Annotated in this window: 20 protein-coding genes and 1 pseudogene; 10 read left to right on the top strand and 11 right to left on the bottom strand. The window is 71.4% G+C overall.

Annotated elements, in window-relative coordinates; all coding sequences use genetic code 11:
• Nucleotides 1-172: 172 nt before the first annotated feature.
• The gene (locus tag FEF34_RS22270; RefSeq protein WP_138054721.1) at nucleotides 173-1,732 is read left to right on the top strand and encodes an MFS transporter; all 1,560 of its coding nucleotides are present in this window, start codon (nucleotides 173-175) and stop codon (nucleotides 1,730-1,732) included.
• 298 nt (nucleotides 1,733-2,030) lie between these two features.
• Here FEF34_RS22270 and FEF34_RS22275 read toward each other — a convergent pair whose 3' ends face one another.
• Complete coding sequence (locus tag FEF34_RS22275) at nucleotides 2,031-2,537, bottom strand: MarR family winged helix-turn-helix transcriptional regulator (protein WP_138054722.1); 507 nt, start codon at nucleotides 2,535-2,537, stop codon at nucleotides 2,031-2,033.
• A 164-nt stretch (nucleotides 2,538-2,701) separates the two neighbouring features.
• Here FEF34_RS22275 and FEF34_RS22280 point away from each other — a divergent pair, with 164 nt between their 5' ends.
• On the top strand, nucleotides 2,702-3,457 hold the full coding sequence (locus tag FEF34_RS22280; protein ID WP_138057650.1) for a dioxygenase family protein: 756 nt from the start codon (nucleotides 2,702-2,704) through the stop codon (nucleotides 3,455-3,457).
• A 338-nt stretch (nucleotides 3,458-3,795) separates the two neighbouring features.
• Nucleotides 3,796-4,797, top strand: a complete 1,002-nt coding sequence (locus tag FEF34_RS22285; protein WP_138054723.1) for a sigma-70 family RNA polymerase sigma factor — start codon at nucleotides 3,796-3,798, stop codon at nucleotides 4,795-4,797.
• Between the two features lie 339 nt (nucleotides 4,798-5,136).
• On the opposite strand, the gene FEF34_RS22290 is transcribed toward FEF34_RS22285, so the two are convergent.
• Nucleotides 5,137-6,099, bottom strand: coding sequence for a helix-turn-helix transcriptional regulator (locus tag FEF34_RS22290; RefSeq protein WP_138054724.1), 963 nt, complete (start codon nucleotides 6,097-6,099; stop codon nucleotides 5,137-5,139).
• A 62-nt stretch (nucleotides 6,100-6,161) separates the two neighbouring features.
• On the opposite strand from FEF34_RS22290, the gene FEF34_RS22295 reads away from it, so the two are divergent.
• Both FEF34_RS22295 and FEF34_RS22300 read left to right on the top strand, forming a co-directional pair.
• The gene (locus FEF34_RS22295; protein WP_138054725.1) at nucleotides 6,162-7,784 is read left to right on the top strand and encodes an MFS transporter; all 1,623 of its coding nucleotides are present in this window, start codon (nucleotides 6,162-6,164) and stop codon (nucleotides 7,782-7,784) included.
• 236 nt (nucleotides 7,785-8,020) lie between these two features.
• Nucleotides 8,021-8,264 (top strand): annotated as a pseudogene (locus FEF34_RS22300) (fructose-specific PTS transporter subunit EIIC); the annotation flags it as partial.
• A 260-nt stretch (nucleotides 8,265-8,524) separates the two neighbouring features.
• Here FEF34_RS22300 and FEF34_RS22305 read toward each other — a convergent pair.
• The 3 genes from FEF34_RS22305 to FEF34_RS22315 form a co-directional block, all read right to left on the bottom strand.
• Nucleotides 8,525-9,349, bottom strand: a complete 825-nt coding sequence (locus FEF34_RS22305; protein ID WP_138054726.1) for a DUF6227 family protein — start codon at nucleotides 9,347-9,349, stop codon at nucleotides 8,525-8,527.
• Between the two features lie 162 nt (nucleotides 9,350-9,511).
• A complete protein-coding gene (locus FEF34_RS22310) occupies nucleotides 9,512-10,600 on the bottom strand; it encodes a P1 family peptidase (protein WP_138054727.1) in 1,089 nt (362 codons plus the stop codon).
• Between the two features lie 143 nt (nucleotides 10,601-10,743).
• On the bottom strand, nucleotides 10,744-11,979 hold the full coding sequence (locus tag FEF34_RS22315; RefSeq protein WP_138054728.1) for a low temperature requirement protein A: 1,236 nt from the start codon (nucleotides 11,977-11,979) through the stop codon (nucleotides 10,744-10,746).
• Between the two features lie 191 nt (nucleotides 11,980-12,170).
• On the opposite strand from FEF34_RS22315, the gene FEF34_RS22320 reads away from it, so the two are divergent.
• Nucleotides 12,171-12,380, top strand: coding sequence for a hypothetical protein (locus FEF34_RS22320; RefSeq protein ID WP_138054729.1), 210 nt, complete (start codon nucleotides 12,171-12,173; stop codon nucleotides 12,378-12,380).
• A 52-nt stretch (nucleotides 12,381-12,432) separates the two neighbouring features.
• Here the strand turns inward: FEF34_RS22320 and FEF34_RS43950 are convergent, their stop codons facing one another.
• Nucleotides 12,433-12,747, bottom strand: coding sequence for a hypothetical protein (locus FEF34_RS43950; protein WP_325063645.1), 315 nt, complete (start codon nucleotides 12,745-12,747; stop codon nucleotides 12,433-12,435).
• A 226-nt stretch (nucleotides 12,748-12,973) separates the two neighbouring features.
• Here FEF34_RS43950 and FEF34_RS22330 point away from each other — a divergent pair, with 226 nt between their 5' ends.
• Nucleotides 12,974-13,342, top strand: a complete 369-nt coding sequence (locus tag FEF34_RS22330; protein WP_138054730.1) for a hypothetical protein — start codon at nucleotides 12,974-12,976, stop codon at nucleotides 13,340-13,342.
• 180 nt (nucleotides 13,343-13,522) lie between these two features.
• On the opposite strand, the gene FEF34_RS22335 is transcribed toward FEF34_RS22330, so the two are convergent.
• The 4 genes from FEF34_RS22335 to FEF34_RS22355 form a co-directional block, all read right to left on the bottom strand.
• Nucleotides 13,523-14,374 carry an S-methyl-5'-thioadenosine phosphorylase gene (locus FEF34_RS22335; RefSeq protein WP_171053046.1) on the bottom strand — a complete coding sequence of 284 codons (852 nt, stop codon included), beginning with the start codon at nucleotides 14,372-14,374 and terminating at the stop codon, nucleotides 13,523-13,525.
• A gap of 206 nt (nucleotides 14,375-14,580) precedes the next feature.
• Entirely contained in the window at nucleotides 14,581-14,913 is a 333-nt protein-coding gene (locus FEF34_RS22340; protein ID WP_138054732.1) for an FmdB family zinc ribbon protein, read from the bottom strand.
• 68 nt (nucleotides 14,914-14,981) lie between these two features.
• The gene (locus FEF34_RS22345) at nucleotides 14,982-16,142 is read right to left on the bottom strand and encodes an MFS transporter (RefSeq protein WP_138054733.1); all 1,161 of its coding nucleotides are present in this window, start codon (nucleotides 16,140-16,142) and stop codon (nucleotides 14,982-14,984) included.
• An 888-nt stretch (nucleotides 16,143-17,030) separates the two neighbouring features.
• A complete protein-coding gene (locus FEF34_RS22355) occupies nucleotides 17,031-18,569 on the bottom strand; it encodes a potassium/proton antiporter (protein WP_234042513.1) in 1,539 nt (512 codons plus the stop codon).
• Between the two features lie 195 nt (nucleotides 18,570-18,764).
• Here FEF34_RS22355 and FEF34_RS22360 point away from each other — a divergent pair, with 195 nt between their 5' ends.
• Nucleotides 18,765-21,590 carry a penicillin acylase family protein gene (locus FEF34_RS22360; RefSeq protein WP_138054734.1) on the top strand — a complete coding sequence of 942 codons (2,826 nt, stop codon included), beginning with the start codon at nucleotides 18,765-18,767 and terminating at the stop codon, nucleotides 21,588-21,590.
• On the opposite strand, the gene FEF34_RS22365 is transcribed toward FEF34_RS22360, so the two are convergent.
• A complete protein-coding gene (locus FEF34_RS22365) occupies nucleotides 21,580-22,173 on the bottom strand; it encodes a 5-formyltetrahydrofolate cyclo-ligase (RefSeq protein WP_138057653.1) in 594 nt (197 codons plus the stop codon). The genes FEF34_RS22360 and FEF34_RS22365 overlap by 11 nt on opposite strands.
• 106 nt (nucleotides 22,174-22,279) lie before the next feature.
• Here FEF34_RS22365 and galU point away from each other — a divergent pair, with 106 nt between their 5' ends.
• Both galU and glp read left to right on the top strand, forming a co-directional pair.
• On the top strand, nucleotides 22,280-23,182 hold the full coding sequence (gene galU, locus FEF34_RS22370; RefSeq protein WP_138054735.1) for a UTP--glucose-1-phosphate uridylyltransferase GalU: 903 nt from the start codon (nucleotides 22,280-22,282) through the stop codon (nucleotides 23,180-23,182).
• 96 nt (nucleotides 23,183-23,278) lie between these two features.
• Nucleotides 23,279-24,568 (top strand): molybdotransferase-like divisome protein Glp, encoded by a 1,290-nt coding sequence (glp, locus tag FEF34_RS22375; protein ID WP_171053319.1) that lies wholly within the window; start codon nucleotides 23,279-23,281, stop codon nucleotides 24,566-24,568.
• Nucleotides 24,569-24,616: the final 48 nt, after the last annotated feature.

Below are 24,616 nucleotides of genomic sequence, written 5' to 3' on the forward strand. Positions count from 1 at the left end.
ACCTCGTGACCGGCCGGCCGTGCGGCCGTCTCCGTACGGCCACATGACCTCGTGGCCGCCTGGCCGACATCGACTCCTTCCGTCCGTTCCTTTCCTCTTCTCCTCTTCTCCTCTTCGTCTTTCTTTTCCTTCCGTTCCTTTCTCCGCTCCGCACACCCAGGTGGCTACCCCCATGTCAAAAACGGCCGACACGCGCCTTTCCGACGGTTCCGACGGTTCCGACGGCTCCGCCGGTCCCGATCCGAGTCGGTGGAAAGCGCTTGTCTTCATCGCCCTCGCCCAGCTGATGGTCGTGCTCGACGCGACGATCGTGAACATCGCCCTGCCCTCCGCCCAGCAGGATCTGGGCATCTCCGACGGCAACCGGCAGTGGGTCATCACCGCCTACGCCCTGGCCTTCGGCGGACTGCTGCTCTTCGGCGGCCGCATAGCCGACCTGTGGGGGCGCAAGCGCACCTTCGTCGTCGGCCTGGCGGGCTTCGCCGCCGCGTCCGCGCTCGGTGGCGCGGCGACCGGTGAGGCCATGCTGCTGGGATCGCGGGCCCTGCAGGGCGCCTTCGGCGCGCTGCTCGCACCCGCGGCCCTGTCACTGCTCGCCGTGATGTTCACCGACGCCAAGGAGCGGGCCAAGGCCTTCGGCGTCTACGGTGCGATCGCCGGCGGCGGTGGAGCGGTCGGTCTCATCCTCGGCGGCTTCCTCACCGAGTACCTGGACTGGCGCTGGACGTTCTACGTCAACATCCCCTTCGCCGTGGTCGCCGCCGCGGGTGCCTGGCTCGTCATCCGCGAACCGGCAGGCGGACGCAACCGCTCGCCGCTCGACGTCCCCGGCGTCCTCCTGTCCACCCTCGGCCTGGTGGCCCTGGTCTACGGATTCACCCGCGCGGAGTCGCACGGCTGGACCGACGCGACGACCCTCGGCCTGTTCGTCGCCTCCGCCGTGCTGCTCGCCGCCTTCGTCGCGGTCGAGGCACGGGTGGCGTCGCCGCTGCTGCCGCTGCGCGTGCTGACCGAGCGCAACCGCGGTGGGGTCTACCTCTCGCTGGGGCTGGCCATCATCGCGATGTTCGGACTGTTCCTCTTCCTGACCTACTACCTGCAGATCGTGAAGGGCTACTCGCCGGTGCGGACCGGGTTCGCCTTCCTGCCGATGATCGCCGGAATGATCACGGGCTCCACGCAGATCGGCGCCCGGCTGATGACCCGGGTGCCGCCCAGGCTGCTCATGGGTCCGGGCTTCCTGGTCGCCGCGACGGGCATGCTGCTGCTGACCCAGCTGGAGGTCGACTCCTCCTACGCCGGCCTCATCCTCCCGGCGCAGCTGCTGCTCGGACTCGGTATGGGTACGGCCTTCATGCCGGCGATGTCGCTGTCGACGTACGGCGTCGAGGCACGCGACGCCGGTGTCGCCTCCGCGATGGTGAACACCTCGCAGCAGGTCGGCGGAGCGATCGGCACGGCCCTGCTCAACACCGTCGCCGCCTCCGCGACCACCTCGTACCTCGCCGTGCACGCGGCCGGTGCGACAGGGGCCGAGGCGCAGCGGTTCCTCCAGTTGGAGGGCATGGTGCACGGCTACGCGAGCGCCATCTGGTGGGCGGTCGGCATCCTGGCGGCCTCGGCCGCCATCGCCTTCACGCTGATCAACTCCGGTCGGCCCGGCGCCACGACCGTCGCGTCCTCCGCCGCCGCTTCCGAGGACGAGGTGAAGATCCCGGTCGTCGCGCACTGACGCCGCACGGGACGAGCGAGCGGTGACGCGAGCGCGCGGCAGGAGCGAGCGGTGACAAGAGGGCGAGCGGTGACAAGAGAGCGGTAACGAGAGGGCGAGCAGCAGTAACGGCGGGTCCTCGCCGGTGCGTACGGCACCGGCGAGGACCCGCTCGTGCCCGGGCCGGTGGTCCGCTCGCACCCTCGGCGGTGCGGCTCGCCCGTGCCCGGCCCCGGTAAGGCTGCGGCGGGCGGCGGGCGGCGGGCGGCGGTCGGTGCGCCGGGAGGGCCGCGGTCGGCGCGGCCGGGGGCGGAGACGGTCAGCGCAGCCAGGGGAGATCGGCGTCGCTGCCGTCCGGCTGGAGGCTCTCCGCCACGATCCGGGTGATCTCGCCCAGCTGGCGCACCTGCTCGGGGCTCAGCCGGTCGAAGACCGCCTGCCGTACGGCCGTGACATGGCCCGGCGCGGCCTTCTCCAGTACCTCCAAGCCCTGGTCCGTCAGGCAGGCGTTCTGGCCGCGCCGGTCGTTCGGGCAGTCCTCGCGCCGCACCCAGCCGTTGTTCTCCAGCCGGGCGATCGCATGGGAGAGCCGGGATCGGGTGATCTTGGCGTGCTTGGCGAGTTCGGTCATGCGCAGACGGCGGCGCGGAGCCTCCGCGAGCTGGACGAGCAGGCCGTAGTAGACGTGTGGCATGCCCGCGTCCCGCTGGAGCTGCCGGTCGAGACTGTCCTCGAGGAGGGTGGTGGCGTGCAGGTACGAGCGCCACACGTGCTGCTCCTCGGCGGTGAGCCAGCGGGGTTCGCCCGAGTTCGGTGCCGTGGTCATGCATCTATCCTACGAGCAATTTTTGAAGGTTGAACTAGCTTGGCGTAGGGTGTCCTCCCCTGGGAATTTGAAGTATCAAGTTTTCGGTGCTCCGGCCGGGAGGCTCTCGCGTGAACGCCACTGATGGGACCCGCACCGCCGGTGCCGCGACTCCCGCGGTGCGGATGCCCGCCCTCTATCTCTCCCACGGTGCCCCGCCCCTCGCCGACGATCCGGTCTGGCCCGGCGAACTCGCCGCCTGGTCGGCGTCGCTGCCAAGGCCCACGGCGATCCTCGTGATCTCCGCCCACTGGGAGGAAGCCCCCCTGGCGGTCGGCGCGACGCGGAGCGTGCCGCTCGTGTACGACTTCTGGGGTTTCCCCGAACGCTACTACCGGGTGCGGTACGAGGCGCCCGGCGCCCCGGGGCTCGCCGAGTCCGTGCGCGGGCTGCTGTGTACCCCTGGCACCCCCGTGCAGGACCTCCCGGACCGCGGCCTCGACCACGGGGCCTACGTCCCGCTCGTGGAGATGTTCCCCGGAGCCGATGTCCCCGTGCTCCAGGTCTCCATGCCGACCCTCGAGCCGCGGCGTCTCCTCGAAATCGGGCGCAGGCTGGCGCCGCTGCGGGAGGAGGGTGTCCTGATCGTCGGCAGCGGGTTCTTCACCCACAACCTTGCGGCGCTGCGCCATACGGGAGTGCCCGGCTGGTCTGCGGAGTTCGACGACTGGGGGCGGCGGGTGCTGGCCGCCGGGGACGTGGACGCCCTGCTGGACTTCGAGCGCAAGGCGCCGGCGGGCAGGCTCGCCCATCCGCGTACGGAGCACTTCGCGCCGCTGTTCGTGACCCTGGGGGCCTCGGAGGGCGATCTTTCGAGCGGTCGCAGTGTCATAGACGGGTTCTGGAGGGGACTGGCGAAGCGCTCGATCCAGTTCGGCTGAGCCGGGCGGCGGTCGTCGCGTCACGGGGCCCGCGACCGGGGGCTCGACCGAGTGACGGAATGATCCGGGCCTCCTGGGTATACGGAGCAACCAGGAGTGCGGCCCGCGTCGTCCTGACGGGTGGGGGATGCGGTGGCCGGAGGAGCCTCTGACCTGCGCTTGCGAGACGCGCTTCGCAGGGGCCGGCTGCGCGTATCCGCCCCGGAGCGGGGTCAGGGTACTGCAAGATCATAAAAATCTATGCACCCGTGGGAATTCTGTCCGGATTCCAGTCGTTGTTTCCGTCGGATGCAGGGCACCTGGAAAGGTGTCGCGACCTACTCAGCAAGGGAGCACGCATGGCAACCCGTGCCGTCGCCCGTCGTAAGTCCGCCAAGGGGACCGGGGCCGATGGAGCAGACAGCGTTCGTTCCACGAGCGGGGAGATCGCCGACCGCGATCTGGTCGGCATGTATCTCGACGAGATCGCGCGTACGCCGCTGCTGGACGCCGCCAGGGAGGTCGAGCTCTCCCAGGCGATCGAGGCGGGCGTCTACGCCCGGCAGATCCTCGAAGGCGAAGTGGAGAGCGACGCGGCCGGTGCCGCACGCGAGGAGCTCGAGGCGCTGGTCGCCGCGGGCGAGCGCGCGAAGGACGTCTTCATCAAGTCGAACCTCCGCCTGGTGGTGGCCGTCGCGCGGCGCTATCCGCGCAGTGGTCTGCCACTGCTCGACCTGATCCAGGAGGGCAACGCCGGCCTGGTCCGCGCGGTCGAGAAGTTCGACTACACGAAGGGCTTCAAGTTCTCCACGTACGCCACGTGGTGGATCCGCCAGGCCATCACCCGCTCGATCGCCGACCAGTCCCGTACGATCCGCCTTCCCGTCCATCTGGTAGAGGAGCTGGGCCGGATCCGGCGGGTGCAGCGCGAGTTCAACCGGGAGCACGGCCGTGAGCCGGAGCCCGCCGAGGTGGCCCAGGAACTGGGCTCCACTCCGGAGCGGGTCACGGACGTACTGGACTGGGCCCGCGACCCGGTCTCGCTCAACATGTCCGTGGACGACGAAGGCGAGACTCAGTTCGGCGACCTGCTGGAGGACACCTCAGCGGTCTCTCCGGAGCAGTCCGTGCTGACGCTGCTGCGCAGCGAGGAACTCGACGACCTCATCGACCGGCTCGACCACCGCACCGCATCGATCATCCGGATGCGGTACGGCATCGAGGACGGCCGTGAGCGCACGCTCACCGAGGTCGGCAAGGAGCACGGCCTCACGCGTGAGCGCATCCGGCAGATCGAGAAGCACGCGCTGCTGGAGCTGAAGCGGATGGCCCGTAACACGGGCTTCGACGAAGCGGCATGACGCCGGCGGGGCCCGCACCCCCCGCCGCGCCCCTGAACGACCCCGGCACCCTTCCCCCCCCGGTGCCGGGGTCTTCCGCTGTCCGCCCGGTCGGTGGACCGCGACCTGCTCCGTGGACGACCCCCACCGCCCCGCGGACCGCGCTCCGTCACCGGCGACTGCGCGGACCGCGGACGGCGCTGCTCGGCTCCGTGCCTCGCGATTTCCCGCCTTGCGAATCCGTGCCTGGCGAATCCGTGCCTGGCGAATCCGTGCCTCGAGGATCCGTGCCTCGAGGATCCGTGGAACCCGCGCCTTTCGCCGAGCCGCGTCCCGCCGGGCGGGACGTGCTCGTCCGCCTCAGCCGCCCGCCCGTGTGAGACGCGCGCCCATCTCCCTCAGGTGCTCGGAGAGAGCCGGCGGGCCGTGGACGGTGAACTCGCAGTCCACCAGGGCGAGCCGTAGCGCGATCCACTCCAGTGAGTCCTGGGAGCGGCTGCGCAGCCGGCAGGTCTCCGGCCCCGTCGGCTCCGGTGTGCCGAGATGGCCGGGCAGCCGGGAGGCGACGCGTTCCGCCGGTGCCGCGAAACTGACGTCCAGCGACAGTTCCGGCTGGTTCCGGGCCATGGAGGCGGAGAAGAACTCGGCGGCGTCGCCACCCGTCGGCAGCTCGCGCGGGGTGAAGCGGGCGCCGGTCGCGAACGGGTCGCGGACCCGGTCGACCCGGAACGTCCGCCAGTCCTCGCGCCCGAGGTCGTAGGCCACCAGGTACCACCGCCGCCCGGTCGAGACCAGCCGGTACGGCTCGACCAGGCGTTTCGACTCCGTGCCGTCGCCGGAGCGGTAGCCGAAGCGCAGTCGCTCCCGCCCGGTCACGGCCGCCGCGAGGGCGGTGAGGGTGCGCGGGTCGACGGTGGCGCCGTCGCCGCGGGTGAGCGGGATCGTCGCGTTCTGGAGGGTGGACACCCGTCGGCGCAGCCGGGAGGGCAGCACCTGTTCCAGCTTGGCCAGGGCCCGTACGGAGGCCTCCTCCACGCCCTCGATGGCGTGGCCGGCGCCCGCCCGCAGTCCGACGGCGATGGCGACGGCCTCCTCGTCGTCGAGGACCAGCGGAGGCATCGCTGCGCCGGCGACGAGCCGGTACCCGCCCACCGCGCCCTTCGTCGCCTCGACGGGATAGCCGAGCTCGCGCAGCCGGTCGATGTCCCGGCGGATGGTGCGCGGGCTGACCTGGAGCCGTTCGGCGAGTTCGCTGCCCGGCCACTCGCGCGGCGTCTGGAGCAGAGACAGCAGATTCAGCAGTCGTGCCGGCGTGTCTGTCATGGCGACAGACTGCCAGGCTTCTAGGACGTGAACTGTCCTATATCCGCCCTAGCTTCCTCCGCATGAGCTCCCACGCCGCCGTACCGGATACGGCTCCCGATCGCACCGCCGCCCCCGACCGGCGCCGCTGGACCGCCCTCGCCATCGTCATGACCGCGGCCTTCATGGACCTGGTCGACGTGACGATCGTCAACATCGCCATCCCGTCGATCGAGCACGACCTCGGTGCGTCCTTCGGTACGATCCAGTGGATCACCGCCGGTTACGCGCTGGCTTTCGCCGCCGGCCTGATCACCGGTGGCCGGCTCGGTGACATCTACGGCCGCAGGCGGCTCTTCCTGATCGGCATCAGCGGATTCACGGTCGCCTCGGCGCTCTGCGGGCTGGCAGCCGGGCCCGAGATGCTGGTCGCCTCGCGGCTCCTGCAGGGCGCGATGGCCGCGATGATGGTGCCCCAGGTCCTCGCGATCGTCCATGTCACCTTCCCCGCCCACGAACGGGGCAAGGTCTTCGGGATGTTCGGCGCGGTCGTCGGTCTCGGGGCCGTCTCCGGTCCGCTGCTCGGCGCTCTGCTGACCCAGTGGAACCTGTTCGGTCTGGAGTGGCGGCCGATCTTCCTGATCAACCTGCCCGTCGGGATCGCGGGCCTCGTGCTCGGCCGGAAGTTCATCACCGAGTCCCGTGCGGAGAGGGCGCTCCGGCTCGACCTCGTCGGTGTCGCGCTCGTGACCGCCGGACTGCTGATGCTGATCTACCCGCTCACACGCGGACGCGAGCTGGGCTGGCCGTTGTGGGGACACCTGTGCATGGCGGCGAGCCCGCTCGTGTTCGCCGCGTTCCTGGCCTACGAGCGCCACAAGGCGCGCAAGGACGGGTCACCGCTCGTGGAGCTCTCGCTGTTCCGGGTGAAGAGCTTCGCCGCCGGGATCGCCGTCCAACTCACCTTCGGCGTGGTCCTGGGCATCTTCTTCCTGGTCTGGACGCTGTACATGCAGATCGGTCTGGGCTGGAGCCCGCTCAAGGCCGGTCTGACGGGCGTGCCCTTCTCCATGGCGGTCTCGCTCGCCGCGGGTGTCTCCGTGCAGAAGCTGGTGCCGCGCTTCGGGCGGAAGGTGCTGCAGGCGGGGGCGCTGACGATGGCGTCGGGGTTGCTGCTCTACATCTGGGGGTCCGGACGGTACGGCACGGGCATCGAACCGTGGCAGATGACGACGCCGTTGGTGATCATGGGGCTCGGGATGGGGCTGATCGTGGCGCCGCTGACGGACGCGGTGCTGTCGGAGGTGCCGCGCGAGCACGCGGGCTCGGCGTCCGGACTGATCAACACCACCGGGCAGATGGGTAACGCGCTGGGCCTCGGGCTGGTGTCGGTCGTGTTCTTCACGGTGGTCGACGAGACGCCGCTGACCTCGCAGGCCGCGCTGGGCCGGGCGTTCGCGGATGCCTTCCGGGGCTCGCTGTGGTGGGTCGTGGCCGTGCTCGCCGTGATCTTCCTGATCATGTTCGCCCTGCCCGCACGCCCCAGGCGGCATCTCGAGGGCGGCGTCGGTGCCGCGGACGCGGCCGACGGGACGGGCACGACCGGCGCCGAGGCGGACGGTGCGGGGTCGGACTCCGCCGTTTCGTCGCAGGGGAGCCCGGACTCGGGGGCGGAGGGCGAGCGACAGCCGGTGCTGTCGCACTGAGCCGTTGCGGGAGGGCACGGCGAAGGGGCTCTCGTCGCGCGGGCACGGTCCGTGTGGCTGCGGTTCGGCGGTTCCGCGGAGCCGCCGGACTGCCGCCGCCGCGTCGGGTCGCCGAGCGGTGTGTACCGGGGCCCGGCGCGGCAGGCGGGCCGTCGGTGGCGTGTCCGCCCCCTCGTCGCCGGTCCCGCGCCGACTGCTGGACGGGACTCTGCGGTTCGGGGCTCCTGCCCCGCGAGGCCCGGGGTGCCGTCACCGGAGCGCTGGTCGATGGCCTTCGAGTGCACCCTGGGGGCCCCGCACGGAGGCATCTTCGTCGTACCGCTGATCGGCAACGCGGTCCTCTACCTGCTCGCCATCCTGACCGGCACCGTGATCAGCGCGGCCCTGGTCATCCTGCTGAAGGCTCTGCGGCAGACCTCCGAGGCGTCGGACCGGCCGACGGCCCCGACCGACAAACCCAAGGTCGTCGCGGCAGTCTGAGCCCAGCCCCGTGGTCTCCCGCCCTTCGGCTCCGGGCCCACCGACGTCGGCCTGTGGTCCCACGACGTCAGGTCTGCGGCCCCAGGACAACAGCCCCGTCCCTTCCGCCCCCGCTCCGGGGTGGTCCGGTGCCGTTCGGACGGGCGCGTGTCTCCAGGGGGAGCACCGGAGCCGGCTGGGCGGGCCCCGTGGCCGCACGACCGGCGTACGGGCCCGTGGGGCGCCGTCCGCTGATCCGGGTCACCCGTACGGGGTGCCCGTCAGCGCACCCGGGCACGGAGCTCCATCGCCTCGCGTGCGGTGTGCTCGTCCTCGTACACCTCGCACATGTGGCGACCGTCGGGTGTGGCCGTGTGCTCGACCTCCCACAGACTCAGCTCCGTACCGTCGAGCAGCAGGAACGCGTGCTCGTAGAGCGTGAAGACGGCGTCCCGCACATCGGCGGCCGGGCACCGCCGACCGAACGCCTGCCCGATGTGGTGCGCGAAAGCGGCACGCAGCAGACCGGCCGTCTCCTCACCGGGCCGGTCCGGGTTCTCGGCCCGGCGCAGCAGCCGCCGGGCATGGTCCGCTGAGTCGTCGGGGACGTAGGTGCGCGCCGGGGGCATCGGCGGAGTGGCCAGCAATCGGCCCAGCAGCTCCAGATCGGCGTCGAGGTCGTCGACGGGCCCCCCTTCCGGGCCGTCGTGGCCGGCGCCCTCGGGCGCCGAGCCGAATATCGCGGCGAGTTCGTCGGCCTGTCCGACGTCCGCACCGGGCCGCCGTCCGCAGTCCGCACGCAGCCGGGCCGCCGCGAGTCGGGCCTCCCCCTCGTCCGCGTACAGCTCGTGCCGCCGGGCGCCGTCACGGCCGGCGTTGTGCACCAGCTCCCACAACGTGAGGGAGGAGCCGTCGGCCAGGAGATACGCGTGCCGGTAGGTCGAGCGGTCCAGCGCCGCGCTGTGGTGCGAGGAGTGCAGTGAACTGTCATGGGCCAGAGCCGAGTCGAGCCGCTCCACCACGCTGTCGGGAAGGTCGAAGGAATTGAGAGCCCGACCCAGGAGTCGCTCGAGGTGCGTCTCGGTTGTCTCATACGGATCGTTCAAGGTGGATCTCCCGGATCTCCAGGCCGTTGCCACACGTCACTTGATGACTGCTTAACGTAGTCCCTGGGTCTGACTTCGCGTCCCTGGTTCGGGAAAACGAACGGCGCACCCACCGAAGTTCCGCCGCATCCGCGCGCCCCCTCAACTTCCTTGCGCCGCAGATCAGTCCGCGCTCCCGGGGTCGGTCCCCGCGCCCGCCCGGCCCTCGTGACGACCCCCGTGACCACCCCCGTACAACTCGGAGTACGAAGGGAAGTCCCCTCCCGGCCCATGCACGCTTTCGGCGGCCAGTACCGCCCGGACGACCGCACGGGTGACGACGTCCGCGCCGGCGGCGAGCACCGCGTTGAGGGCGAGTGGATGGCCGTCGAGCGGACGTGTGCCGGTGGCGAGGGCGAAGACGGTGTCCCCGTCGTTGAGAAGATGGACGGGCCGCACGGCGCGGGCGATGCCGTCGTGCGCGGTACCGGCGAGTTTGTGCGCCTGGGCACGGGTGAGGTCGGCGTCGGTGGCGACGACGGCGAGGGTCGTGTTCAGCGGAGGTGCCCCGTTGCGCTCGGACGCCGCGGCCAGCCGGTGCAGTGCCGCCGCGTGGACTTCCGCAGCGGGTTCCACCGGCTTCGCGCCGAAGAAGTGCCGCCCGTAGAGCACACCGGTGTCCGGGTCGAGTGCGGAGCCCGCCGCGTTGGCCACCACCAGCGCGGCGACCGTCGTACCGTCCCCCAGGACCGTGCCCGCGGTGCCCACACCTCCCTTGATCCGGCCCACCACCGCGCCGGTGCCCGCGCCGACAGAGCCCTCCTGGACCGGCGCACCGGACTCCGTGCGCGCCGCCGCCTCCACCGCGGCGCGCCCCGTCGAAGCGTCCGGCCTCGCCCGCCAGTCGCCGCCGCGTCCGAGGTCGAAGACGCATGCCGCGGGAACGACCGGCACGACCTGCCCGGGCTCCCGGCCCGCCGGCACCCCGCGGCCCCGCTCCTCCAGCCACGCCATCACGCCCGATGCCGAGTCCAGGCCGAAGGCGCTGCCGCCGGTCAGCACGATCGCCTCGATGCGCTGGACGAGATTGCGGGGGTCGAGGGCGTCGGTCTCCCGGGTGCCGGGACCCCCGCCTCGGACGTCCACCGCGGCCACGGCGCCGCCCTCGGGCGCGAGGACGACCGTGGTGCCGCTGAGCGCGCCCTCACCGCCGAGCCGGGCGTGGCCGACCCGGATGCCGCTCACATCGGTCAATGCATCGTTGAGTCCCATGACTTCTGCGTATCACGCGGCCGCCGACGGTGAGACGGCCTCGGCGCCGCCGTGGCCGCACCGTCGGGCCGTCACTGTCCGGGCGTCATCGCCGTTGCGTCAGGGGCCCGGTGGTATCACCGGCACCGATCGGCGGGGAGTCGTCACACCCCCGAAGGGGGAGTACCGGAGGCCCCCTTCGCCTCGGGGGTGCGGCTCGCCAGGGCGACGCCCGTCGCGACCGTGGCCGCGGCCACCAGCCCCGCCGCGAGGACGGCCCAGTGGCCGGCGAGAGTGCAGAGGAGGACCGCGGGGACGGCGACCGGGAGGACCAGTTGCTGTGCCAGCGTCTCCTTGAAGTGCCGTGCGTGCAGGAACCACACCGTCAACAGGTAGATCGCCGTCGGCACGGTCACGGCGGCCGAGGCGGTCGGTGTCGGGATGTGCGCCTTGCCGACGGACTGCTCGACCGCCACTTCCAGGCCAGCCCCGATCGCGGCGGCCGAGGCGAAGATCAGGAAATGGCCGTAACCCCAGGGAATGGACTCCCGGTTGCTCTTGAGGCGTTCGTGGGCGGGCACCGCGAAGTAGATCCACCAGGCGGAGAAGATGATCAGGATGCCGCCCCCCGCGATGGGCGCCAGTTCGGAGAACTCTTTGACGTCGCCCAGGGCCGACTGGACCGCCACCGTGGTCGCGAACATCGTCTCGCCGAGCACGATGATCGTGAACAGGCCGTAGCGCTCGGCGATGTGGTGCGGATGCCAGGGCGTCTGATGACGGCTCTCGGCCACGACCGGTACCAGCAACTCGGCCGCCACAAGGATCAGGAAGAGCCAGCGTCTCCAGTCCGCGGGCGCGAACAGCAGGGCGATCCAGCCGAGCTGGCACAGGGCCAGACCGCACGCGTAGATGAGCGCGGTTCTTCGTGCGGGCCCCCGCTCCTCGGACGCGGCGGCGCGGAGCCACTGTGCGGTCAGCGCGATCCGCATCACGACGTAGCCGATGACGGTGATTGTCCAGTTGTTGTCGTTGAACGCCCTCGGCACTCCCGCCGCGTAGATCAGCACCCCGCAGATCGCGAGCAGTGTCGCGATCCGGTACGGCACGTCGTCGCAGTCGTAGGCGGAGGCGAACCAGGTGAAGTTCATCCAGGCCCACCAGACGCCGAAGAAGACGTACAGATAGCCGACGACGCCGTCGGCGACGTGGTTCTCCGCGACCGCGTGCACCAGCTGCAGCCCGGCCTGCCCCACAGCGACGACGAAACAGAGGTCGAAGAAGAGCTCCAGCGGAGTCGCCGTGCGATGCGCCTCGTCCCGGCGCCGGGCGTGCATGTGGCGCAGCGCCCTGAAGCCGACGTGCCCGCGGGAAGCGGATGGAGAGGTCGAGGAGGTCATGGATCCAGCACAGCAGAAGGCACCGGATCCGCATCCCGCACGACACCGCCGGCCCGTCCGGCTTCTCCGCGGCGCCGGTCCGCTTCTCGGGCCGGGGCGACGCTTCCTCCTGCCGGGCCTGCCCCTTCGCCGGCCAGATGACGCGGGCCGGGGCAGTGAGGTGCCGACTCGCACCCGCGTACGCTGGTCCCATGAGCACCGCCCCAGCCATCGGACCGCGTGACGCGGAGGAACCCCGGCCGAACGTCCTTCCCAAGCCGGGCCTGATCTTCGACGACCCGCTGGACCAGCAGTCCGCGGACGACACGGACCGCGGGTGGGGCGAGCGGTCTCCGGCGAGCGGTGACAGTGCCGCGGATCTCGCTCGCTTCCTCGACGAGAAGCCCCCGCACCACCTCTGACGGCGGGTCCGTGCCGGCGGGCGAACGGGTGCCCTGCGCACACGGTCGCGGCTCAGCACAGTGTCACCGCCAGCCGTGAAGTGACCCCCGCGCCGGCCAGCGCCGTGGCGACGGTGCGTGGCACGGCCAGGACGACCAGCGCGCCGCCGTCCCGGAAACCTTCCGCCGCCCGTGGTACCTCCGTCACACGGGCGCCCGTCACGATGACGCGTGCGTCGGGGCCCGTGCGCGACGCGCCGCCGATGCCCGCACCTTGGCCGAAAGCCGTGCCCGTCGGCACCTCGGGGGCCGCGATCACATCGACGCGGTCGCCCGGCTTCAGCAGCCGGACGGTCTCAGCGTCCGCGATCCGCACCGGAGCGGACACGATCTCCGCCGACCGAGCCGAAGCGTTTCCCGGCAACGCATCGCCCCGCGCGGCATCGCCGGACGAAGTGCCTCCGGCCGAAGGGTCTTGCGACGGGCCCGCCGGAGTCGAGGGCGGTGGCGGCGGTCCCTGGGAGGGCGGGGCGTGCCGCGGTAGCGCGGTCGGCTCGCGCGGCGTGTCCGGACCGGGCTGCACTCGCGGCAGCCAGGCCGCCAGCGCGGCGGCGGTGACGGCCAGACCCGCGGCCAGTGCCCGTCGCCTTCGCCGCAGCACCCTTCGCAACCGCGTCCGTTGCCACGGCCGTCCGTCCGGCACCCTCAAGGGGGCGAACGCGGGCACCCCGCAGGGTTCCGGCGCGGGAGCCGAGGGCAACCCCGGCCCCCAGGCCGCCGAGGGGCCACCGGCGCTCGTCGAGCCGGGAGGCTTCCAGGCCGCAGAGGAGCCCCAGGAATCCGAGGAGCCCGAGCGGCCGGAGGAACTGGAGGGGCCGGAGGGGCCGGAGGGAGTGAAGGGCGCGGAAGGTACGTGGCCGTGGGAGGAGGGCGTGGAGAGCAGCGTCATGGTGGTGACCGCCTGTGGTGTGCGAGGACAGTGACGCGGGCGGGGTACGCCCGACGCCCCTCACGATCCCCGTTCACGCGGCGGCCCGCTCCGGCCTGTGGACGGCTTGAGGAGTGTGGAGAACGCCCTCACCCCCACGGGTGACAGTGGCTCGGGCACCGCCCTGGACCCGCCCGCACTCCACGACGCCCGTCCCGCACTACGGCAGCGCGTACTACGGCAGCGTTATGCCCGTCTTCAGGCCGTTCAGCGCGCTCTTGCAGAGGCAGTCGCGTGCCTCGTTCGCCGGCAGTCCGGCCACCGCGTCGAACAGGACGTCCCTCAGCCGGTCGACGTTCGCGGCGAAGACCTCCAGGACTTCCGCGTGCGAGACGCCCCCGCCGCTCTCCGCCCCTGCGTCGAGGTCCGTCACCAGGTTCATGGACGCGTAGCAGAGCTCCAGCTCACGGGCGAGCGCGGCCTCGGGGTGCCCGGTCATGCCGACCACCGACCAGCCCATGGCCGCGTGCCAGCGGGACTCGGCGCGGGTGCCGAAGCGCGGCCCCTCCACCACCACGAGCGTTCCGCCGTCGACCGGCTCCCAGTCGCGCCCGCGAGCCGCGGTCAGCGCGGCCGTCCGGCCCGCCGGGCAGTACGGGTCGGCGAGCGACACATGGACGACGTTGGGCACCTCGCCGTTCGTCAGCGGCTCACCGTCGAAGTACGTGTCGGCCCGGGACTTGGTCCGGTCCACCAACTGGTCGGGGACGAGCAGGGTCCCGGGTCCGTACTCCGGCCGGAGGCCGCCGACGGCACACGGCCCCAGGACCTGGCGAACGCCCACGGACCGCAGGGCCCACAGGTTGGCGCGGTAGTTGATGCGGTGCGGCGGGAGGCGGTGGCTGCGGCCGTGCCGGGGCAGGAAGGCGACCTTCCTGCCCGCGAGCTCGCCGAAGAACAGGGAATCACTGGGGCTGCCGTACGGCGTCGTGATCTCCGCCTCGGTCACGTTCTCCAGGAACGAGTAGAAACCGGAGCCGCCGATGACGCCGATCTCCGCGCGCTGTGTGTTCTCTGCGTTGGCCATGGCCGTCACAGTAGCCGCGCTCGAACACGGGCCGGTATCCGCCCACCGGCCACCCGTCACCGCTGGTGAACCCGCCCACCCCACGACTCTCCCGCCACCCGCCACCCGCCACTGGGCCGACCGGGCCCACCGGGCACGACGTCCGTCGCATACGCGAAAGGTCCCCGCTGCCCGAAGGCGGTGGGGACCCTGCGAGAGCTCGGGAGTCAGGCGGCCGTCGTGCTGCCGGACGAGGCCGACGATCCCGACGAGCTGGAGGAGCCCGCGGACGCCTTGGAGTCCGACGACGAGGAGGAACCCGAGGAAGAAGAGGACGCCGAGGACTTCGCCGGCGAGGACGACGGAGTGCTGCTCGACGAGGAGCCGCGGCTGTCGTTGCGGTAGAAGCCGGAGCCCTTGAAGACGATGCCGACGGCCGAGAACACCTTCTTGAGGCGTCCCTGGCAGCCGGGGCACTCGGTCAGGGCGTCGTCGGTGAACTTCTGCACCGCCTCGAGGCCCTCGCCGCACTCGGTGCACTGGTACTGGTAGGTCGGCACTTGTCTTCCTCCTGGCACTCTCACTCAATGAGTGCTAACGACGATCCATAGTGACGCATTCCCTCGTCTCAGTCCACCGTCACGGGCACTCGGTGACCGACACCACGTGCGACCGTACGGCTGTGCGGGCGCGGTGCGAGGCGCGACCGCAGTGCCACCAGGGTGGCCAGGGCCAACACGGTGCCCACCAGAGGTACGAGGAATCCCGCGGTCGCGCCGTGGGTGTCGGCGAGTCGGCCGGCGACCGTCACCGCGGCCGCCTGGCCGAGCGCCACGGACCCGGTCAGCCAGGTGAAGGCCTCCGTCCGGGCCGACGCCGGAACCAGCGGTTCGACCAGCGTGAAGCCGCTGATCAGCGCGGGTGCGATGAACACTCCGACGACCAGTCCCAGCACGCCGAGCAGCACGGTGGAGTGGGCCGTCCAGAGCAGTGACGCGGCGAGCGCCAGACCCGCGTAGCCCACCACCAGGCGGCGCCGAGGGCCGGACTTCCAGGCGATCGCACCGACGGCGACGCCCGCGAGCATGTTGCCTGTGGCGAAGAGTCCGTAAAGCAGACCGTTCATACCGGGCTGCCCGATCTCCTCGGTGAACGCGGTGAGCGAGACCTGCATGCCGCCGAACACCGAACCGATGCCGAGGAAGGCGATCGCGAGGACCCGCACACCGGGCACCGACAGGGCCGACGTGCGGACGGCCGGCCCACCGGTCACGGGGTTGGCGACGGGCGGCTGCGTCCGGCGCTGGGCGGCGAACAGCAGACCGCCGGCCAGGGTCAGTCCGGCCTCGGCGACGAGACCGGCGGCCGGGTGGACGCCGGTGCACAGGGCGGTGGCCAGCACCGGTCCGACCACGAAGGTGAACTCGTCGGTGACGGACTCGAACGCCGCGGCCGTCGGCATCAGCCGGGACCCGCCGAGCTTCGCCGCCCAGCGGGCCCGCACCATCGGGCCGACCTGCGGCACCGAGGCGCCGGTCGGCACCGCGGCGGCGAAGAGCGCCCACAGGGGGGCGCCCGCGAGCGCGAGCGCGGTCAGCGCGCCGACGGCCGCGGTGTGCACCAGCACACCCGGCACCAGGACGGCCCGCTGCCCGAAGCGGTCGGCGAGCTTGCCGCTCTGCGGGGCGAAGAGCGCCATGGAAACGCCCGTGACGGCGGCGACGGCGCCCGCGCTGCCGTACGAACCGGTGGTGTGCTGGACGAGGAGGACGATGCCGATCGTCAGCATCGCGAACGGCTGCCGGGCGGCGAACCCGGGGAGCAGGAACGTCCACGCGCCGGGAGTGCGGAGCAGCTGTCCGTAGCCGGGGCGCCGGCCGCCGGACGGTGTGCCGGAGGGCGGCTGCCTACGTGAGGACGGGGGCGTGCCCGTGGACGTAGCCGTGCCCGACGCGACCGGGCGCGTGGACGTAGCCGTGCCGGAGTACGGCGCGGGGGAAGTGCTCGAAGGCGTGCCGGTAGACGTGTCAGAAGCGACCGTGGACTCCACGGCCCTTGCCTTTCTGCCGCCTGGTAGCGCTCTCCCGGGGTGCCGGGGATCGCTGAGAGCTGTCCTCTTGCGCGGAACTGCGGTAGATACCGGGCCCCACTGCGGGAAGTCGCTCGGCCGCCATACGGTCGCGCCAGCTCTGCGTCAGGCAGAGTTGGTCGATCAGTGTGCCTTCATGCTACAGGGGATGGAGGCGTTCCGGCCTCGGAATGGACCGATGTGATGGGAGCGTCACCTGGAATTGGTCGGCGGGACACCCTCGCGTTCGCGCCGCGATCTCCGTCCGGCGCCGGCACGAGCGGGCGACCGCCCGCGCATGCGCAAATGGACAGGCACCCGTGCTGCCGCCTCCGTCCGCTGCCCGTGTCGCCCCGAAACTCGTCCGCCGCCCCGCGCCCTCGGGACACGCCCCGCGCCCTCGGGACACGCCCCGCGCCCTCGGGACACGCCCCGCGCCCTCGGGACACCCGCCCGCCGCCCGCCCCGACCCCAAGCGGTGCCCGGGCCTCTCGGCCTCTCGGCCTCTCGGCCTCTCGGGACGGAACACCCGGCCGGGATGGAGCGTCCTGCCGGGACGGAACACCCGGCAAGGATGGAGCACCCGGCCGGGACGGAACACCCGGCGGGTTAGCCGCCCGTCCCCAGCCAGCCGGCCAGCTTCCCGCCCTGGCCCACGGCCCTCAGGCGTGCCTCCGCCGCGTCCCGCACCGGATCGGTGGCCACCACCAGCAGTTCGTCGCCGCGCCGCAGTACCGTCGTCGGGCTCGGCACGAAGCTCTCGCTCTCGCGGACGACGAGAGTGACGGCGGCGCCGGCGGGCAGCCGCAGTTCGCCGACCTCGACGCCGTGCATCCGGGACTTCTCCGGGATCGCGACCGACAGCAGATGGCCGCGCAGCCGCTCCAGCGGCGCCGACTCGATGCCCAGGTCCGCGGCCTCCGCGCCGTTCCCGAGCTTCAGTGCCTTCGCCACCCAGGGCAGCGTCGGGCCCTGGATCAGCGTGTAGACGACGACCAGCACGAAGACGATGTTGAAGATCCGCTTGCTGCCCTCGATCCCGGACACCAGCGGGATGGTCGCCAGGATGATGGGCACGGCACCGCGCAGACCGGCCCACGACATCAGCGCCCTCTCCCGCCACGGGATGCGGAACGGCAGCAGGCTGACGACGACCGACAGCGGCCGTGCCGCCATCGTCAGCACCAGTCCGATGACCACCGCGGGCCAGAAGTCGCGTACGAGCTCATGCGGAGTGACGAGCAGCCCGAGGAGGACGAACATGCCGATCTGGGCGATCCAGCCGAGCCCGTCGGCGAATCCCCGGGTGGCCGGCCAGTGGGGGAGCTTGGAGTTCCCGAGCACCATCGCCGCGAGGTAGACGGCCAGGAAACCGCTGCCGTGGACGAGGGCGCCGACGGCGTACGCCGTCACCGCGATGGCCATGACGGCGATCGGGTACAGGCCGGAGGCGGGCAGGGCGACGCGACGCAGCCCGTACGCGCCGAGCCAGCCGACCGCGAGGCCGATCGCGGCGCCGATCGCCAGTTCCAGCAGGATCGTTCCGACGAGGATGTACCACTCATCGACCGGTTCCGTGGTGGAGAGTGCGATGACCAGGATGACGACGGGGGCGTCGTTGAAGCCGGACTCGGCCTCCAGGACACCGGTGATGCGGGAGGGGAGGGGCACCCTGCGCAGCACGGAGAAGACCGCGGCGGCGTCCGTGGAGGAGACGACCGCTCCGATGATGACCGCCTGCTGCCATTCCAGTCCGACCAGGTAGTGCGCTCCGGCCGCGGTGACTCCCACGCTCACGGCGATGCCGACCGTCGACAGCATGGCCGCCGCGGGCAGGGCCGGTTTGATCTCCTTCCACTTGGTGCCCAGGCCACCCTCGGCCAGGATCACCACGAGTGCGGCATAGCCGATCACCTGCGTAAGTCCGGCATTGTCGAACTTGACGTTGAAGATGCCGTCCTGTCCTATCGCGACCCCGATGCCCAGATACAGCAGCAGGCTGGGGAGCCCGCTCCGGGAGGAGATGCGCACCGCCGCGACGGCGATGAGCAGAACGAGCGAGCAGATGAGCAGGAGTGCATTGAGCTGGTGGACAGTCAGCGGCCGATCCTTCCCCTCGCGCTTGTCGCCGGATCGTTCCCCCGGCAAGCGACACTTCGTTACCTTACCTAATCTTTAACGAGTTCTTGACGCTTCTATGACGGCTTCCTTCCGGTAATCGCCAATAAGTTCGAATGACTCGTGGTTGGCGTCGCGTTACTGATACCGCGTCCGGGCCCGTCGATCGCTGCGCCTATGGTTGCTCCAGCACTCCCAGGACCACACTGCCCTCGAAGGACAGCGATGCCCTCCAACACAACCGCCTCCTCCGCCGAGAAGCCAGCCAGGAGGAGGGGCCGCCGTGGCCGTCTCATCGTGCTCGCCCTGGCCCTGGCGCTGGTCGCGGGTGTCGGCGGCGGTGCGTACTGGGGCGTGAGCACCGTGCGTGCCTCCTTCCCGCAGACCACCGGGACGATCAAGCTCAAGGGCCTGAGCGCCCCGGTCGACGTCAAGCGGGACGTGAACGGCATCCCGCAGCTCTACGCGAGCACCGACGAGGACCTGTTCCGCGCGCAGGGCTACGTGCACGCGCAGGACCGCTTCTGGGAGATGGACGTGCGCCGCCACGTCACCGCGGGCCGGTTGTCCGAGATGTTCGGCGCGGGGCAGGTCGAGACCGACGCCTTCCTGCGCACCCTCGGCTGGCACCGGGTGGCGCAGCAGGAGTTCGACGAGAAGCTCTCGCCCGCGACCAAGAAGTACCTCCAGGCGTACGCCGACGGCGTCAACGCCTATCTGGCGGGCCGTGACAACGGCGACCTCTCCCTCGAGTACGTCGCGCTGGGGCTCACCAACGACTACAAGCCGGAGAAGTGGACACCGGTCGACTCGGTGGCCTGGCTGAAGGCGATGGCCTGGGACCTGCGCGGCAACATGCAGGACGAGATCGACCGCTCGCTGATGACCAGCCGGCTGAGCGAGCAGCAGATCGAACAGTTGTACCCGGATTACCCGTACGATCTGCACCAGCCCGTGGTCACGGCGGGTGCCGTGGACGACGACGCCAAGAAGTGGGACCCGAAGGGCGAGCCCTCCTCGGGCTCCTCGGGCTCCTCCGGCTCCTCGGGTTCGTCCGGCTCCTCGGGTTCGTCGGGGTCCTCCGGCTCGTCGTCGCCGGGCGGAGGTACCGCCGACGGCGGCCTGGGTGCCGGTTCCGGTACGGGGCAGGGCGCGCAGACGCAGCTCTCCGGCCTCTCTGACGTGCTCGACCGGGTCCCGGCGCTGCTCGGGCCGAACGGCAACGGCATCGGATCCAACTCCTGGGTCGTCTCGGGCAAGTACACGACGACCGACAAGCCGCTGCTCGCCAACGACCCGCACCTCGCGCCGCAGCTGCCGTCCCTGTGGGCGCAGATGGGCCTGCACTGCCGCGCCGTCTCGGAGAAGTGCTCCTTCGACGTCGCCGGGTACACCTTCTCCGGCATGCCGGGGGTGGTCATCGGCCACAACCAGGACATCGCCTGGGGCTTCACCAACCTCGGGGCGGACGTCACCGACCTCTACCTGGAGAAGGTCTCGCAGACGGGCTGGACGTCCGGCAGCCGGATCAAGCCGTTCAAGGTCCGTGAGGAGACCATCAAGGTCGCCGGCGGTGGCAGCAAGAAGATCACCGTCCGGGAGACCGACCACGGCCCGCTGATCTCCGACCGCAGCGCCGAGCTGGAGCGCGTGGGCGAGCGGGCGCCGGTCCGGACCCCCGCACCCGACCGTGGCAACGGCTTCGGGGTGGCGCTGCGCTGGACCGCGCTGGACCCGGGCAACTCCATGGACGCCGTGTTCAAGCTCAACCGGGCGAAGGACTTCCAGGGCTTCCGCGCCGCGGCGAAGGACTTCGACGTCCCCTCGCAGAACCTGATCTACGCGGACGCCAAGGGCAACATCGGCTACCAGGCGCCGGGGCGCATCCCGGTCCGCGCCGAGGGCTTCGACGGCTCGATGCCGACCCCGGGCTGGAACCCGACCTCCGGCTGGGAGGGTTACATCCCCTTCGACGAGCTGCCGTACGAGTACAACCCGAAGCGCGGCTACATCGTCACCGCCAACCAGGCCGTCGTGGACGCCGATAAGTACCCGTATCTGATCACCAGGGACTACGGCTACGGCTCCCGCAGCCAGCGGATCAACGACCTGATCGAGTTGAAGATCAAGGACGGCGGGAAGATCTCGACCGACGACATGCGCACCATGCAGACGGACAACCAGAGCGAGATCGCCAAGCTGCTGACGCCTCATCTGCTGAAGATCGACGTCTCCGACCCGTATGTGCGCGAGGCGCAGAAGCTGCTGGAGGGCTGGGACTACACCCAGGAGCCGGACTCCGGGGCCGCGGCCTACTTCAACGCCGTCTGGCGCCATGTGCTCAAGCTGGCCTTCGGCAACAAGCTCCCCAAGGAGCTGCGGATGCGGGGCGAGTGCCTCAACGTCCGTCCGGCCGACAGCACCGGACCGGTCGACGACCTGAACGCCCTGGTGCGCGAGTGCGGCCAGCGCGACTCCGACTCGGCCCAGCCGGACGGCGGCGACCGCTGGTACGAGGTGGTCCGCGCGTTGATCGAGGACGAGGACAGCGAGTGGTGGCAGGCGCCGAAGACCCGCAAGGACGACGCGACGACCACCCGTGACGAACTGCTCGCCCGGGCCATGAAGGACGCCCGCTGGGAGCTGACGGCCGAACTCGGCAAGGACGTCGGCAGCTGGAGCTGGGGCAGGCTGCACCAGCTGACGCTGAGGAACCAGACGCTCGGCACCGAGGGCCCCGGCGTGCTGCAGCGGATGCTCAACCGCGGCCCGTGGAACCTGGGCGGCGGCGAGGCCGCGGTCAACGCGACCGGCTGGAACGCGGCCGGCGGCTACGACGTGATCTGGGTCCCGTCGATGCGGATGGTCGTCAACGTGGGCGAGTGGGACAAGTCCCGCTGGATCAATCTGACGGGCGCCTCGGGCCACGCCTACAGCGCGCACTACACCGACCAGACCGACAAGTGGGCCAAGGGCGAACTGCTCGCCTGGGCTTACAGCGACAAGGCGGTCGAAGCGGCGACGGAGGACACGCTGGCGCTCAGGCCGTAGGCCGGGCCGCGAAGCGGCGGACGCCCTCCGGGGTCACCACGGCATGGACGGGGTGGTCGTGCGGTTCCTCCGGGACCCGCGCGACCACCTCGTTCGCGTACAGGAGCACGACGAGCGCGGGCCGGGCCGCGGCCGCCTCCAGCCTGGCGAGGACCCGGTCGTAGGAGCCTCCGCCGCGGCCGAGCCGCATGCCGCGCTCGTCCACCGCGAGCCCCGGCAGCAGGACGGTGTCCGCCTCCAGTACGGCCTTGTGGCCGAGCAGTGGCCCGTCCGGCTCCATCAGTCCGCGGCGGGCCGGCACCAGCCGGCCGGGCCCTTCGTACACCGCCCACTCGAGATCGTTGTCGTCCAGCAGCACCGGCAGGAGCACCCGTACGCCCCGCGCGCGCAGCGCGTCGAGCAGCGCGCGGGTACCGGGTTCACGCCCTACGGAGACATAGGCGGCCACGGTACGGGCCGTGGCCAGCTCGGGGAGCTCCAGCGCGTGCCGGGCGAGAACCAGCGAGGCCTCACGGGCGTCTTCAGGGGACAGCAGGCGTCGTGCGTCGAGCAGTTCACGTCGAACCGTGCCCTTTCCGGACATCTCGGGGTCCACGGCAACCTCGCAATCCACTGTCAATATGCCTGTATGAGGAGAAAGTTAACCGGAGACTAATCTTCCGCCCATAGGTACCGGATATGGTGCCCACATGAGCGAGTCGCACCCCCGGATCAGCAAGGCTGTCATCCCCGCCGCAGGCCTCGGCACCCGGTTCCTGCCGGCCACCAAGGCCACTCCCAAGGAGATGCTGCCCGTCGTCGACAAGCCGGCGATCCAGTACGTGGTCGAGGAGGCCGCCGCCGCCGGCCTCTCGGATGTTCTCATGGTCACCGGGCGCAACAAGCGGCCCCTCGAGGACCACTTCGACCGCAACTACGAGTTGGAGGAGGCGCTGAGCCGCAAGGGCGACGCGGAGCGCCTCGAGAAGGTCCAGGAGTCCAGCGACCTCGCCACCATGCACTACGTACGCCAGGGTGACCCCAAGGGTCTCGGCCACGCCGTCCTGTGCGCCGCCCCGCACGTCGGCGACCAGCCCTTCGCGGTACTCCTCGGCGACGACCTGATCGACCCGCGCGACCCGCTGCTGTCCCGGATGGTCGACGTCCAGGAGCGCGAGGGCGGCAGCGTGATCGCCCTGATGGAGGTCGAGCCCTCCCAGATCCACCTGTACGGCTGCGCGGCCGTGGAGACCACCGGCGAGGACGGCGTCGTCCGGGTCACCGGACTGGTCGAGAAGCCCGACCCGGCCGAGGCGCCCAGCAACTACGCGATCATCGGCCGCTACGTCCTGGACCCGGCCGTCTTCGAGATACTCCGCAAGACCGAGCCGGGCCGCGGTGGCGAGATCCAGCTCACCGACGCCCTGCAGATGCTCGCCGCCGACGAGAAGATCGGCGGGCCAGTACACGGCGTCGTCTTCAAGGGCCGCCGTTACGACACCGGCGACCGAGGCGACTATCTGCGTGCCATTGTCAGACTCGCGTGCGAACGTGAAGACCTGGGCCCGGACTTCCGAGCCTGGCTTCGCCGTTACGTCACCGAGGAGATGTAGCACGTGAGCAGCACGGCAACACCCGGCACGGGCTCCGGCCCCGCCACCCCGGCCGGCGCCGGCCCGGCCGGTGACGCCCCCGGCGGCCGACCGGCGCTGTGGTCGGTGGACGGCCATCTGGAGGACATCCTCGGCGCGCTCCACCCGCTGGACCCGATCGACCTCCCGCTGTCGGACGCCCAGGGCTGCGTGCTCGTCGAGGACGTCACCGTCCCCGTGGCCCTGCCCCCGTTCGACAACAGCTCGATGGACGGGTACGCGGTCCGCGTCGCCGACGTCGCGGGTGCGAGCGAGGACTTCCCCGCCGTGCTGACCGTCATCGGGGACGTGGCCGCGGGCGGTGACGAGACGCGCACCGTCGGCCCCGGGCAGGCCGCCCGGATCATGACCGGCGCCCCGCTCCCGCCCGGCGCCGAGGCCGTCGTCCCCGTCGAGTGGACCGACGGCGGCACGGGCGGCGGGGCCGCCACGTCCATGCGGCCGGCCGGCGCCGCCCCCGAGGGCGCGACCGGCGAGGTGCGGGTCCACCGGCCGGTGGAGCCCCGAGCCCATGTGCGCGAGCGCGGCAGTGACGTCCGGGCGGGGGACCTCGCCCTGACCGAGGGCACGGTCCTCGGGCCTCCGCAGATCGGTCTGCTGGCCGCGATCGGCCGCGGCACGGTCCGGGTGCGCCCGCGCCCGCGTGTCGTCGTCCTGTCCACGGGCAGCGAACTCGTCCAGCCCGGTGAGGAGTTGGGCGAGGGCAGGATCTACGACTCGAACAGCTTCGCGCTCACCGCCGCCGCCCGTGACGCCGGGGCGATCGCCTACCGTGTGGGCGCGGTCACCGACGACGCCGACGAACTGCGCGCCACCATCGAGGACCAGCTCATCCGCGCCGATCTGATCGTCACCACGGGCGGGGTCAGCGTCGGCGCGTACGACGTGGTCAAGGAGGCGCTCTCCTCCGTGGGCGACGAGGACGAGCCCGGCGGCGGGGTCGACTTCCGCAAGCTGGCCATGCAGCCGGGCAAGCCCCAGGGCTTCGGCTCCATCGGCCCCGATCACACGCCGCTGCTCGCCCTGCCGGGCAATCCCGTCTCCTCCTATGTGTCGTTCGAGCTGTTCGTCCGTCCCGCGATCCGCACCCTGATGGGTCTGCGGGACGTGCGGCGGCCCCAGGTGCGCGCGACGCTCCGCACGGACAAGGCGCTGACGTCGCCCGAGGGGAAGCGGCAGTTCCTGCGGGGTGCCTACGATGCGGGGAAGGGCATCGTCACCCCCGTCGGGGGCAGCGGCTCGCATCTGATCGCGGCCCTCGCCCAGGCGAACGCGCTCATCGTCGTCCCCGAGGACACGACCTCCGTCGAGCCGGGCATGGAGACGGAGGTGGTCCTGCTCGGATGAGCGCGCGGCCGTGGCGGTAGCGTGTCTCACCACACAGTGACCGGGAGC

Source organism: Streptomyces marianii, assembly GCF_005795905.1.
GTDB classification, from domain to species: Bacteria; Actinomycetota; Actinomycetes; order Streptomycetales; family Streptomycetaceae; genus Streptomyces; species Streptomyces marianii.

Excerpts from the sequence above, each read along its gene's own strand:
- FEF34_RS22270 (WP_138054721.1), top strand. The coding sequence starts at position 173 with ATGTCAAAAACGGCCGACACGCGCCTTTCCGACGGTTCCGACGGTTCC.
- FEF34_RS22275 (WP_138054722.1), bottom strand. The coding sequence starts at position 2,537 with ATGACCACGGCACCGAACTCGGGCGAACCCCGCTGGCTCACCGCCGAG.
- FEF34_RS22280 (WP_138057650.1), top strand. The coding sequence starts at position 2,702 with ATGCCCGCCCTCTATCTCTCCCACGGTGCCCCGCCCCTCGCCGACGAT.
- FEF34_RS22285 (WP_138054723.1), top strand. The coding sequence starts at position 3,796 with ATGGCAACCCGTGCCGTCGCCCGTCGTAAGTCCGCCAAGGGGACCGGG.
- FEF34_RS22290 (WP_138054724.1), bottom strand. The coding sequence starts at position 6,099 with ATGACAGACACGCCGGCACGACTGCTGAATCTGCTGTCTCTGCTCCAG.
- FEF34_RS22295 (WP_138054725.1), top strand. The coding sequence starts at position 6,162 with ATGAGCTCCCACGCCGCCGTACCGGATACGGCTCCCGATCGCACCGCC.
- FEF34_RS22310 (WP_138054727.1), bottom strand. The coding sequence starts at position 10,600 with ATGGGACTCAACGATGCATTGACCGATGTGAGCGGCATCCGGGTCGGC.
- FEF34_RS22315 (WP_138054728.1), bottom strand. The coding sequence starts at position 11,979 with ATGACCTCCTCGACCTCTCCATCCGCTTCCCGCGGGCACGTCGGCTTC.
- FEF34_RS22320 (WP_138054729.1), top strand. The coding sequence starts at position 12,171 with ATGAGCACCGCCCCAGCCATCGGACCGCGTGACGCGGAGGAACCCCGG.
- FEF34_RS22335 (WP_171053046.1), bottom strand. The coding sequence starts at position 14,374 with ATGGCCAACGCAGAGAACACACAGCGCGCGGAGATCGGCGTCATCGGC.
- FEF34_RS22345 (WP_138054733.1), bottom strand. The coding sequence starts at position 16,142 with ATGCTGACGATCGGCATCGTCCTCCTCGTCCAGCACACCACCGGTTCG.
- FEF34_RS22360 (WP_138054734.1), top strand. The coding sequence starts at position 18,765 with ATGCCCTCCAACACAACCGCCTCCTCCGCCGAGAAGCCAGCCAGGAGG.
- FEF34_RS22365 (WP_138057653.1), bottom strand. The coding sequence starts at position 22,173 with ATGTCCGGAAAGGGCACGGTTCGACGTGAACTGCTCGACGCACGACGC.
- galU (WP_138054735.1), top strand. The coding sequence starts at position 22,280 with ATGAGCGAGTCGCACCCCCGGATCAGCAAGGCTGTCATCCCCGCCGCA.